Origin of the sequence: Streptococcus vicugnae, from assembly GCF_016461705.1 — a bacterium.
Lineage (GTDB): Bacteria > Bacillota > Bacilli > Lactobacillales > Streptococcaceae > Streptococcus > Streptococcus vicugnae.
In genome coordinates this window covers 439,032-451,554 of sequence record NZ_JAEMHW010000001.1, presented here as the reverse complement: position 1 = coordinate 451,554, position 12,523 = coordinate 439,032, and the positions used below count along the sequence as shown (strand labels likewise).

Genomic DNA, 12,523 nt, shown 5'->3' with positions numbered 1-12,523 from the left:
TTTGTTGTCATTAAAAAAGTTACAACTTTTTGTTGTAACTCTTGACATTACATCTAAAGAGGAATATACTATAGATATAGTTGTAACAAAATATGTTACAACAAAAAGAAATTATTTATATTTTGGAGGAATCATTATGAAAATTGCAGTAGTTGCCGCAAATGGTAAAGCAGGTCGATTAATTGTTGAAGAAGCGCTTAATCGCGGACATGATGTCACAGCAGTTGTTCGTAGTTCTAATAAATCAAAAGCTCAGAAAGTTATTGAAAAAGACTTATTTGACTTAACAAAAGAAGATTTGGCTGGCTTTGATGTGGTTGTGGATGCTTTTGGGGCTTGGACAGAAGACCAGCTTCATCTTCACAGCGATTCGCAAAAACATTTGGCTGATTTGCTTTCAGGTACTGACACACGTTTGATGATTGTCGGTGGTGCAGGAAGTCTTTATGTTAACCCAGAGCACACGGTGCAATTGGTTGACACACCAGAATTTCCAGAAGCATTTAGACCACTTGCTAGTGCTCAACGTCAGTCCTTAGCAGAAATCCGTGAACGTCATGATGTCAAATGGACTTTCATCAGTCCAGCCATTGATTTCCAAGCAGATGGTAAACGTACAGGAGAATACATTCTTGCTGGTGAAGAATTGACATTCAACGACAAGGGTGAAAGTGCTATTAGCTATGCGGATTATGCTCTTGGATTTGTTGATGAGATTGAAAATGCCAAACACATTCAAGAACGTATTAGTTTACTTGGAAAATAAACAACAAAAAAGCCAACCCTCGTTATGAAGGTTGGTTTTGCTATTATTAAGCTTTTTTAGTCTTGTGTAGGATAAATCCAACAATGAATCCAACGATGGCAAAGCTAATCCATTCAAGGGAGAATTGTCCAAGTGGAACGAATCCATTGAAGAAATTAACAAGGCTTGCTGGTAGGCTGAAAAGTCCAGTCATTTTAGCAAGTGTTGAGAGGGCATCGTAAAGAGCAGGAATGGCTGCAAAGCCAATGGTAATTTGGTAAACGATGCGATCTTTCTTGAAGAATTTTGATAGCAAGGCTAAGAAGATAATAACGACTGTTAATGGATAGAGCAAGTAAAGTACTGGAAGTGACCATTTGATCAATTCAGAAAGACCACCGAAGTAGAAGAATAGTGCAATCAAAGTGAAGAGAGTTGCCCAAGAAACGTGAGAAACTTTTGGTTGCAATTTGTGGAAGTACTCTGCACAGGCAGTAATCAAACCAGTTGCTGTTGTTAAGCAAGCAAGGAAAATAGCTGCAGCAAGGATGATTTGTCCGATACTTCCAAGATAGAAGTGAGCAGCTTGTCCGAGGATGTTACCACCATCAATGGCTTCCCCTTTGAACATGAAGTGTCCGTTAGCAAAATCAAAAAGACTTTGTGATGAAGCACCGATACGTGCAACAAAGATATAAATAAGTGCAAGTAGTACAGTAGCAATTAGTCCTGATTTGAATGTCAGGCTAGCAACTTCAGCTTTTCCTTTTGCACCGTGTGATTTACTAGCATCAATAACGATAATGGCAAAGGCAAGTGAAGCAAGTGCATCCATTGTTCCATAACCTTGAATAAGCCCTGCAACGAACGGAACATCTTTAAAGGCATTGCTGATGTCATTAGCAGCGTTATGAGCCACTCCGATTTCACCAGCAGGTTTAACAAATGATGCAACGACCAAAATTGCAATGATAATCAAAAGAGCGGGTGTTAGGTATTTCCCGATACGGTCTGCGATTTTATTTGGTTTAATCGCTAAAAAGTAAGAAATCCCAAAGAAAACCAAACCGTAAACTGCTTTTGCAATCAGATTGTCACCAAAGATTGGTTCGATACCAATTGAGAAAGATGTGGCTCCCGTTCTTGGAATGGCAAAGAATGGCCCGATAGATAAGTAAAGCGCGATTGAAAATAGCAAAGCATAATGGCGCGAAACTGGGCGAGCAAAATCTTCAATGTCACTAGCACCAGAATAGGCTACAGCGACAACCCCTAAAAGAGGAAGTGTGACACCAGTTAAACAGAAACCAAGAATGGCTAATGCTAGGTTGCTTCCAGAATATATCCCTAAAAAGGCGGGATAAATCAGATTACCTGCCCCAAAGAATAAAGCAAATAACATGAAACCGATGATAATATAGATATTTTTGACAGGTTTCATTAATGTCCTCCTAATAAAAAACGATATAGCATTTTGCTTAGTTAAACTCTCTCATAAAGCAAAATGATGCGCAGATTATTATATCGAACTCCATTTCTAACGTCAATAGAAGAAAATCGCTGTTTTTTTGCTAAAAAACTGACATTTGTTGTCATATCGGGGACAAGCCATGTTAGAAATAATCACAAAATTTTCAAAAAATTGAAAAAAACTGCATTTAAAGCGCTGTCATGGCATAAAATATACCATAATTAGTTTGACGAAGAGCCTGTTTTATATTATGATTAAAACCGTTAATATTTTTTTGAGGAGCTACCATGAAACGATTTATTAGTGTTTGGAATAGAACTAGTCTCATCAAACGAATCATCATCGGAGTCATTATTGGATTTATTTTAGGAATGACTCTTCCTAAGGTTTCTGCAATTGGTATCCTAGGAGATTTATTCGTTGGTGGGCTTAAAGCGGTAGCGCCATTACTTGTCTTTGTTTTGGTTGCTAGTGCATTGTCACAAAATGAAAAGGGACAAAAGACCAATATGTCAACGATCATTGGGCTTTACCTTGTTGGGACCTTAGCAGCTGCTCTTGTTGCTGTTGTGGTGAATTACATTTTCCCAATTACTCTCACCTTGGATACTGCCACGCAACCAAAATTGTCATCTCCTGAAGGAGTTGGGCAAGTTTTCCACAGTCTATTGTTAAAAATGGTTGATAACCCAATTAATGCTTTGGGCTCAGCTAACTATATCGGTGTATTGACTTGGGCTGTTATTTTTGGACTAGCTTTTAGAAATTCTAATGGAGCAACTAAAGAGCTTTTGCAAACAATGGCAGAAGTCACTTCACAAGTGGTTCGTTGGATTATTAATTTGGCACCATTTGGTATTTTAGGACTTGTTTTTAAGACAATTTCAGATAATGGGGTTAAAATTTTAGCCAATTATGGTTTCTTGATTTTGGCTCTTGTCGGGACAATGTTCTTTGTAGCTTTGGTCGTTAATCCATTTATTGCCTTTATCTTTATGCGCAAAAATCCATACCCATTGGTTTTCCGTTGCTTGAAAGATTCTGGATTGACAGCCTTCTTCACACGTAGTTCAGCTGCTAATATTCCAGTTAATATGAAACTTTGTGAAGATTTAGGCTTGAACAAAGATACTTATAAAGTGTCTATCCCACTTGGGGCTACTATTAATATGGGTGGTGCTGCGATTACAATCAACGTCTTGACGCTTGCTGCTGTTAATACGCTTGGTATTCATGTTGATTTTCCAACAGCTTTCTTACTAAGTGTCTTGTCTGCAGTATCAGCTTGCGGTGCATCTGGTGTTACTGGAGGCTCACTTCTTCTAGTACCAGTCGCATGTAGCTTGTTTGGTATTTCAAACGACCTTGCAATGCAAGTAGTTGGTGTCGGATTTATCGTCGGTGTCGTTCAAGACTCATGTGAAACAGCCTTGAACTCTTCAACAGATGTTCTCTTTACAGCAGTTGCTGAAAAATCTGTTTGGGGCAAAAAGAAAAAAGCTAATTAATAATAGATAGCTGAGTGAAAGCTCAGCTTTTTTTGTATAAAGTTCTCTTATGGCTAGCTCAAAAAATAAGCATCTTTAAAATATCCCTTATTTGTGGTAAAATAAAACGGCATTAAAGTAAGGTTTCTAAAGCATTTTACTTAGAAAAAATAGATAAGTTTATTATAAAGGAGATTGAGTCATGAAAAATAATTCAATCAAGACTGTTGTGGCTACTGGGATTGGAGCTGCACTGTTTATTATCATCGGGACATTGATTAATATTCCAACCCCTATTCCAAATACTAATATTCAATTGCAATATGCTGTTATTGCTTTGTTTGCAGTTGTTTACGGTCCGACGGTTGGATTCTTTTCGGGCTTTATTGGACATGCTTTGAAAGATGCTCTTCAATATGGCTCACCATGGTGGACATGGGTTATTGTGAGTGGATTGATTGGTTTAGCTATCGGTCTTGTGGCTAAAAAAATCAATATTGAAAAAGGTAAACTGACTAAAAAAGATTTTGCATGGTTTAATGGTGTACAAATTTTAGCTAATGTGATTGGCTGGGGAATTATTGCACCATATGGTGATATTTTGATTTATAGTGAACCTGCAAGTAAAGTCTTTACGCAAGGGATTTTATCAGCAGTTATTAATAGTTTGACCATTGCTATTGGTGGTTCATTGCTTTTAGCTGTTTATTCAAAAACACGTACACAATCAGGTAGCCTAACAAAAGACTAAGTCTCTTTTGAAAAGCAGGACTGGAAAGTCTTGTCTTAGCTATAATGATAGCATTCTAGTATTATAACGGGGTAGGATGACAAGGTTATCCTACTCTTAATCATTTCTTAGGAGAAGAATCATGGAACCCCTTATTCACTTTAAGGATTTCACTTTTAAATATGATGCTCAAGCAGAGCCAACATTAAAATCCCTCAATCTCTCCATTGAGAGAGGGCAAAAAGTCCTGATTGTTGGACCATCAGGGTCAGGAAAATCAACTATTGGACAATGTTTAAATGGGATTATTCCAAATATTAATCATGGAGAAAAAAGCGGTCAACTTTTGATTGATGGCAAGGATGCCTTTGACTTGTCGATTTATGATAAGTCACATCTTGTTTCTACTGTATTACAAGATCCAGATGGTCAGTTTATTGGTTTGACGGTGGCAGAAGATTTAGCTTTTGCACTTGAAAATGATTGCCTCCCTTTGCCTCAAATGACTGATAAAGTTAATTATTGGGCTGAGAAACTTGATTTAACAGCTTTTCTAGATAGTCGTCCTCAAGATTTATCAGGCGGTCAGAAGCAGCGCGTGAGTTTAGCTGGAGTTTTGATTGATGAAAGTCCAATCTTGCTTTTTGATGAGCCGCTGGCTAATTTAGATCCGAAATCTGGGCAAGAAACGATTGAGCTCATCGATCGTATTCACCAAGAAGGAAAAACAACAACCATTATTATTGAACATCGACTTGAGGATGTGTTATATCGTCATGTTGATAAAGTGATTTTGATAAATGATGGTCAGATTTTGTTTGATGGGCATCCTGATGATTTGTTAAAGAGTGACTTATTGGTTGAAAACGGGATTCGTGAACCACTTTATGTGACGGCTTTGAAAAATTTAAATGTAGATGTGACAAAGGCAGAGCACTTATCAGATTTAAGTCAACTGGATTTGTCGGACATTACTGTCACAGGGTTAAGCCAATCTGGTGAAGTGTTGGCAAATGATCCGATTTTAGAAGTGAAGCAACTGCAATTTGCCTACCAAGACAATCGACCTATTTTAAAAGACATTAGCTTTGCTATTCATAAGGGAGAGCGAATCGCTATTGTTGGGAAAAATGGTGCTGGTAAATCAACCTTAGCTAAAGCTCTATGTCAGTTTGTTAAACCTGATGGTGATATCTACTATCAGGGGCAATCTATTATGCAGGATTCTATTAAAGAACGTGCTGAAAAAATTGGTTACGTGCTTCAAAATCCAAACCAAATGATTAGTCAAACTATGATTTTTGATGAAGTAGCACTTGGTTTAAGATTACGAGGTGTAGATGAGTCAGAAATTGAAAAACGAGTTTTGGAAACTTTAAAAGTTTGTGGCTTATATGAATTTAGAAAATGGCCGATTTCAGCTTTATCTTTTGGTCAAAAGAAACGTGTCACGATTGCTTCTGTTTTAGTCATGAATCCAGAAATTATTTTATTGGATGAGCCAACAGCTGGTCAAGATAAGCGTCATTACACCGAAATTATGACATTCCTCAATCAATTGAATCAGGCTGGACACACTATCATTATGATTACACATGATATGCAATTGATGTTAGAGTACTCAGATCGTAGTATTGTCGTGAGTGATGGTAAAATCATTGCGGATTGTTCACCAGTTTTCCTCTTTAATCAAGTAGAGATTTTAGAGCAAGCTAATCTTAAAAAGACAAGTCTCTTTGATTTAGCTGAAAAATTAGGCATTAATCCGATTGATTTGACGCATTATTACATTAAACAGCAGGGAGGATGTCATGACTAATCATTTTATTGGTTATCAAAGTGGCCGAGGCTTCTTATATCAATTGTCTGGAGCTAGTAAATTAATCTTCTTCATTTTGGTATCAGTAGCTTGCATGACAACTTATGATACACGCTTGATTGTACTTGTCGGGCTTTCTTCGTTGGCTTTGTTTAAAATGGCAAACATTCGTTGGCAGCAAGTGTCGTTTGTGATTAAATTCATTGCTTTCTTTGCTCTTTTAAATGTTTTGATGGTTTATTTATTTGAGCCAAGTTATGGTGAGACTATTTATGGCGTAAAGACTGTCCTATGGCAAGGTTATGGTCGCTTTTATCTCACAAGTCAGGAATTATTTTACTTGTTTAATTTGGCTCTAAAATACTTCTGTACGGTACCTTTGGCAGTCCTGTTTTTGATGACAACCCACCCAAGTCAATTTGCTTCAAGTCTTAATCAAATTGGGGTTCCATATAAGGTGGCTTACGCGGTCAGTTTAACGCTTCGCTATATTCCAGATGTTCAAGAAGAATTTTATATGATTCGAATGTCTCAAGAAGCGCGTGGACTTGAATTATCTTCAAAAGAAAAATTGATGAAGCGTATAAAAGGAAATCTACAAATCGTTATCCCTTTGATCTTTAGCTCTCTTGAGCGTATCGATACGGTTTCAACAGCAATGGAATTACGTCGCTTTGGTAAAAATAAAAAGCGTACTTGGTACACTTATAAAAACTTTACCATAGCTGATATTTTGACAATTGTTTTAGCTATTGTGATTGTCTTTATCACATTATTCCTTTTCAAATGGAATAATGGACGTTTTTACAATCCATGGCAATAAAATAAAAAGCGTATTGCTTTAAAAGAGCAATACGCTTTTTATTTATTTCAAATAACCAAGATAGTCAAATTTTTCAAAAGTATCATCACTAGCAATCGCAATGACTTCTGTATCGGCTTCAAAAGCACGTGTTGGGTCAACGTGAGTATCGATAGCAGAAGAATTATCTCGGCGAATACCGATAATGTTAATTTCGTATTTGTTGCGAACGTCCAATTGGATAAGGTTCTTACCTACCCAAGAATCAGGAACGGAGAATTCCACCATGGCTAATTTTTCTTCTAAATGAACAATATTTTCAATATGGTGACGAAGCATGTTAGCTGCGACGTGTTTACCAGAATCACGCTCTGGCATAATCACTTTACTTGCTCCAATACCGTAAAGAACTTCTTCATAAGTTTTGGTTTTAGCTTTAGCGATAATGTTTTTGACACCAAGTTTTTTACAGTGCATAACAGCTAAAACAGATGATTCTAGGTTGTTACCAGTTGCAACAACTACTGTATCACATTGATTAATACCGAGAGCCTTCAAAAAGTCAATATCAGTAATGTCTCCTACAGCAGCTTTTTTGACCACATCTGAAACATTTTGAACGAGACTTGGGTTGATATCGATTGCGATAACATCTTGTTCGAATTTACTAAGTTCTTTGGCAACATTTCGTCCAAAAATTCCAAGTCCAAGAACACCAATAATTTTTTTTCTCATAAATTTCCCTCTCTAACCGACTGTAATATTTGTCTGTGCGTATTGAATATCTTTTTCTTTCTTTTGAAGAAGACTAAGGAGAACGGTAAGCGGACCGACACGTCCGATGAACATCATTGCCATGATAATAAGTCTTCCACCTGTCGATAATTGTGGCGTCAAATCCATAGAGACACCTACTGTCGCAATAGCAGATACTGATTCGAATAGTAAAGCCATTGGCGTGTGGTTAGGTTCAAATTCAAGTAAAAGAATGTAGCCAACAATTAAGACAGAAAAGAAGAAAATTAAAACTGTCAAGGTTTGTTTGATTACTCGATTTGGAATAATGCGGTGACGGAAAGTTACTTCTGTTTGACCAGCTAACTCTGACTTAAAGAGTAAGAAAGTCATGGCTACGGTCGTTACTTTTACCCCACCGGCAGTACCACCAGGTGCCCCACCGATAATCATTTGAATCATGTAAAGGATATTGGTAGCAGGATGCGTATCTAAATAAGAAATTGTTGCAAAACCAGCAGTCCTCATTGTGACTGTTTGAAATAGGCTAACCATAAATTGTTGGAAAAGATTGTAGTGACCAATTGTTTTAGGATTATTAGCTTCAAAGAGCCATGTTATCACAGTCCCAAGTAAGAGAATAACAGCTGTTGTTATTAGCACTAGACGCGTTTGATTACTTAATTGACGAGTAAAAGTCTTCAGACGACGAGGTCTATCAGTAAAGAATTGTTTAATAGCTCGTTTGATATCAACCCAAACAGTAAACCCGATTCCCCCTGATACAATTAAGGTCATAAAGAGAAGGTTAAGGAGTGGATTTAAAACGAACGGTTTTAAACTATCTCCGCCAAGATTATCAAATCCAGCATTACAAAAAGCGGAAACTGCCAGAAAGATAGCATTGAAAATTCCATGCCCTAGTCCAAATCTCGGAATAAAGTCAATGAGAAATAGTGCTGCAATCAAGGCTTCAATAATAAAAGTAATTTTATAGACGTTAAATAAATAACGTTTAAGATGACCACTATTGTCATAGTTTAGAGCAGATTGTAAAATGTTTTGCTCAGATAAATTCATTCGTTTTCTAAGAATATAGGTGCTAACAGCCAGTAATGTAACCAGTCCAAGCCCACCGATTTGCATCAAAATGACAGCAATAACTTGTCCAAGTCCGTTGTAGATATCAGCAACAGGAAAGACAGACAAGCCGGTCACACAAACCATAGAAACTACAGTAAACAAATGATCGATATAAGTTGTTGCTGGGGCATTTTGGTAATGCGTAATAGGAAGTGAGAGTAAGATACTACCTACTAAAATAACAATCAAGAAGCTAAAAGTTAGCCGTTGGGTACCAGATAGCCGTTTTAAAAATCTAGTCAATTGAATATCCCTTTCCATAAAGAATAGTAATTAAGTGGCCATTAAATAGAGCCACTTAATTTTCAATATTATCCCATTAAAGAGGTTTTTTATTTGGCATACCCGCCTTACGTGGGTATTTGTTTGGAGTTTCTTTTTTCTTTTCAAGTATTGTGATTTGACGACTATCACCATTTGGTAATTCATAATGATAGTTTTCAATGAGTTTTGAAAAGAGAACTGACATGGCATTTTTAGCATCAGCCAATTCTTCTTCAGCAGCAGATGCTTTAAGAGCAATTAACTGACCACCAACTTTTAAGAAAGGAATGGTTAATTCAGTCAAAACTTGAAGACGAGCTACTGCACGTGCTGTAACGATGTCATAGCTAGCGCGGAATGCTTTATCTTGTCCATAATCTTCAGCACGGCCATGGTAGAAATGAACGCCATCTAGACCCAGCTCTTCTGCTAAGAGATTAAGGAAATTGATGCGTTTGTTTAGAGAATCAATGATTGTAACATCAATATCTGGACACAAGATTTTAATAGGAATACTTGGAAAACCAGCGCCAGCTCCAATGTCCAAAAGTCGAATGGCTTGATTAGTGATTTTACCTTGCAAAACGGGTGCGATAGAATCATAAAAATGTTTGAGGTAGACGCCTTCTTTATCTGTGATGGCTGTCAAATTGATTTTTTGATTCCATTCAACCAAAAGTTCAAAGTAACGTTCAAATTGTTTCTTTTGAGTATCAGTCAAGTCAAAACCTTGCTGATGAAGTCTGTCATAAAATTCTTCAGGTGTCATGTGTTAAATTTAAAGAAAGTGATTAATCAAAATCGTATTTCTTTAAGTGTCCTTTCCATTTCAATCTATATCATCTTATTTTACCATAAAAAATTTAGGAGTGATATCTAGGACCTATTTTGGTCTAAGGGGGAAATTGTCAGAGTATTTTAGTATTCTATAGCTATTTTCTTTTAGAATGACATGAAAATTGATATAATGGTCTTGGAAGGATTTAAATCGTTTTCGTAGGAAGCTTTTTACCTAGAGCCTAGGGGTTAGAAAGCTTAATTCAGTTAGAATGGGTGTCATACCCGAGGAGGAATTTATGATTTTTATTATTATTGCTATCGTTGCTGTCCTAGTACTCTGGGGAGTTACTGCTTATAATGGACTTGTTAAAAGCCGCATGCAAACCAAAGAATCTTGGAGTCAAATTGATGTTCAACTAAAACGTCGTAACGATCTTATCCCAAATTTGATTGAAACAGTTAAAGGATATGCTGCTTACGAAGAAAAAACATTTGCTAAAATTACAGAATTACGTAGCCAAGTAGCTCAAGCACAAACTCCTGCAGAAGCTATGCATGCTTCAAACGCTCTTACAAAACAATTGTCAGGTTTGATTGCGGTAGCTGAAAATTATCCTGAATTAAAAGCAAACAATAGCTTTATTAAATTGCAAGACGAGTTGACAAATACTGAAAATAAAATTTCTTATTCACGTCAATTGTTCAACACAACTACAGCAAACTACAACGTGAAATTGGAAACATTCCCAACTAACATTATTGCAGGTCTTTTCGGATTTAAACCAAGTCAATTCTTGGAAACACCTGAAGATGAAAAAGAAACACCAAAAGTATCATTTGATTTTTAATCAATTGGATTATGCGACAATTTTTTAAGACAATTATCTTAAAAGAAAGGGATAGTAAGGAGTCTCTTTAGGTAGTTGATAAGGCTTAAAGGGGCTCTTTCAGTTAGAAAGAACATTATGTTATATGATCAAATTGCTAGCAACAAACGTAAAACGGTTGTTTTGCTATTTGTTTTCTTCTTGATTTTGGCTGCGATTGGTGCAGCCGTGGGTTATCTTTGGTTGGATAGCTTAAGCTTTGGTGTTGTTATTGCTTTGATTATTGGTGGCATTTACGCAGTGAGTATGATTTTTCAATCAACTAATGTCGTGATGTCTATGAATAATGCGCGTGAGGTAAGTGAAGAAGAAGCACCACAACTTTATCATATCGTTGAAGACATGGCCATGGTTGCCCAAATTCCAATGCCACGTGTTTTTATTGTGGAAGATGACTCGCTTAATGCTTTTGCAACTGGATCAAGTCCAGAAAATGCAGCTGTAGCAGCAACCACTGGTTTGTTAGCTTTAATGAATCGTGAAGAACTTGAAGGTGTTATTGGACACGAAGTTAGTCATATTCGCAATTATGATATTCGTATTTCAACAATTGCAGTGGCTCTTGCTAGCGCTGTAACCATGATTGCTAGTTTTGGTAGCCGAATGATGTGGTTTGGTGGTGGCAATCGTCGACGTTCTAATGATCGAGATGAAGGAGCAATGGGAATTATTGTGCTAATATTATCATTGATTTCATTGATCTTGGCTCCTCTGGCAGCGACTCTAGTTCAACTTGCTATTTCACGTCAACGTGAATTTCTTGCTGACGCTAGCTCTGTTGAATTGACTCGTAACTCAGAAGGCATGATTAAGGCACTTCAAAAGCTTGAAAATTCTTCACCAATGCATCATCCAGTAGACCAAGCAAGTGCTGCATTGTATATTAATGACCCACTTAAAAAAGGTGAACGCCTAAGTTCTCTATTCAATACACACCCTTCTATTGCAGATCGTATTGATCGTCTCCGTCATATGTAAAATAGTGAAAGCTCGCATTTATTGTGAGCTTTTTATAAAATAATAAATAATTTTTTTACGATAGTGGATTTGACATCAATAACATAAAGACAAGAGCTAAAAAAGCTGATATAATGGTATGGAAATTTAAAAGGGGTAGAATGTTGATGATAGCTATTTCAGAAATAAAGAAAAATACTGAGGGGATTGCTTTTAATGAATCTTTGAATATTAAAGAAAAATTAATGCAACGCTCAAGTGAAGTTTTAGATGTAAAAGAAGTTTCAGTAAACGGAATTGTTTCATATGATGATGGATTGTATCTTTTGAACTATCGATTGGATTATACTATTACATTGCCATCTAGTCGCTCTATGCAACCTGTGGATGTTCACCAGGTTGAAGAAGTATCAGAGGTTTTTGTTGAGTCCGCTGATCTTCACGCTAAAGAAGATTTAGTTAAAGAAAATCTTGCTTTAGTACTAGAAGATGCTTTTATTGATTTGGAAGAAAGTGCAATCGATAATATTCTTTTGACAATTCCAATGCAAGTTTTGAGTGACGACGAACGTCAATCAGATGATATGCCTTCAGGTCAAAATTGGTCAGTCATGACAGAAGATCAATATGAGGCATTACAAAATGAAAAGAAAAAGGAAAATAACCCATTTTCTGCCTTAAATGGCTTGTTTGAAGATTAATA

General features: G+C 36.6%; 12 protein-coding genes. 8 read left to right on the top strand and 4 right to left on the bottom strand.

The genetic code is table 11. The features are described 5' to 3' along the window. Nucleotides 1-136 precede the first annotated feature (136 nt). On the top strand, nt 137-766 hold the full coding sequence (locus tag JG537_RS02220; protein WP_199543063.1) for an NAD(P)-dependent oxidoreductase: 630 nt from the start codon (nt 137-139) through the stop codon (nt 764-766). Nucleotides 767-812: 46 nt separating this feature from the next. On the opposite strand, the gene brnQ is transcribed toward JG537_RS02220, so the two are convergent. Then, entirely contained in the window at nt 813-2,186 is a 1,374-nt protein-coding gene (gene brnQ, locus JG537_RS02215; protein WP_199543060.1) for a branched-chain amino acid transport system II carrier protein, read from the bottom strand. 317 nt (nt 2,187-2,503) lie between these two features. Between brnQ and sstT the strand changes: the two genes are divergently transcribed. The 4 genes from sstT to JG537_RS02195 all read left to right on the top strand — a co-directional run bounded on the left by sstT (nt 2,504) and on the right by JG537_RS02195 (nt 7,075). Continuing rightward, nucleotides 2,504-3,724: a serine/threonine transporter SstT gene (gene sstT / locus JG537_RS02210; protein ID WP_199543057.1), complete on the top strand. Its 1,221-nt coding sequence runs from the start codon at nt 2,504-2,506 to the stop codon at nt 3,722-3,724. A 181-nt stretch (nt 3,725-3,905) separates the two neighbouring features. Continuing rightward, a complete protein-coding gene (locus JG537_RS02205) occupies nt 3,906-4,454 on the top strand; it encodes an ECF-type riboflavin transporter substrate-binding protein (protein WP_199543054.1) in 549 nt (182 codons plus the stop codon). Nucleotides 4,455-4,575: 121 nt separating this feature from the next. Beyond that, nucleotides 4,576-6,252: an ABC transporter ATP-binding protein gene (locus JG537_RS02200; protein ID WP_199543052.1), complete on the top strand. Its 1,677-nt coding sequence runs from the start codon at nt 4,576-4,578 to the stop codon at nt 6,250-6,252. Further along, nucleotides 6,245-7,075: an energy-coupling factor transporter transmembrane component T family protein gene (locus tag JG537_RS02195; protein ID WP_199543050.1), complete on the top strand. Its 831-nt coding sequence runs from the start codon at nt 6,245-6,247 to the stop codon at nt 7,073-7,075. Before JG537_RS02200 ends, JG537_RS02195 begins: the two co-directional genes overlap by 8 nt. A gap of 42 nt (nt 7,076-7,117) precedes the next feature. On the opposite strand, the gene ktrA is transcribed toward JG537_RS02195, so the two are convergent. Genes ktrA through rsmG form a run of 3 tightly spaced genes read right to left on the bottom strand, consistent with a single transcriptional unit; the run spans nt 7,118 to nt 9,965 of the window. Further along, on the bottom strand, nt 7,118-7,789 hold the full coding sequence (gene ktrA, locus JG537_RS02190) for a potassium uptake transporter gating subunit KtrA (RefSeq protein WP_132869523.1): 672 nt from the start codon (nt 7,787-7,789) through the stop codon (nt 7,118-7,120). Between the two features lie 12 nt (nt 7,790-7,801). Continuing rightward, a complete protein-coding gene (locus JG537_RS02185) occupies nt 7,802-9,193 on the bottom strand; it encodes a TrkH family potassium uptake protein (protein WP_199543048.1) in 1,392 nt (463 codons plus the stop codon). A gap of 58 nt (nt 9,194-9,251) precedes the next feature. Beyond that, nucleotides 9,252-9,965 (bottom strand): 16S rRNA (guanine(527)-N(7))-methyltransferase RsmG, encoded by a 714-nt coding sequence (gene rsmG, locus JG537_RS02180; protein WP_199543046.1) that lies wholly within the window; start codon nt 9,963-9,965, stop codon nt 9,252-9,254. Between the two features lie 307 nt (nt 9,966-10,272). Between rsmG and JG537_RS02175 the strand changes: the two genes are divergently transcribed. The 3 genes from JG537_RS02175 to JG537_RS02165 all read left to right on the top strand — a co-directional run bounded on the left by JG537_RS02175 (nt 10,273) and on the right by JG537_RS02165 (nt 12,521). Continuing rightward, the gene (locus JG537_RS02175; protein ID WP_132869960.1) at nt 10,273-10,824 is read left to right on the top strand and encodes a LemA family protein; all 552 of its coding nucleotides are present in this window, start codon (nt 10,273-10,275) and stop codon (nt 10,822-10,824) included. A 117-nt stretch (nt 10,825-10,941) separates the two neighbouring features. After that, nucleotides 10,942-11,841 carry a zinc metalloprotease HtpX gene (gene htpX / locus JG537_RS02170; RefSeq protein WP_199543044.1) on the top strand — a complete coding sequence of 300 codons (900 nt, stop codon included), beginning with the start codon at nt 10,942-10,944 and terminating at the stop codon, nt 11,839-11,841. 143 nt (nt 11,842-11,984) lie between these two features. Continuing rightward, the gene (locus JG537_RS02165; RefSeq protein ID WP_199543601.1) at nt 11,985-12,521 is read left to right on the top strand and encodes a YceD family protein; all 537 of its coding nucleotides are present in this window, start codon (nt 11,985-11,987) and stop codon (nt 12,519-12,521) included. Nucleotides 12,522-12,523: the final 2 nt, after the last annotated feature.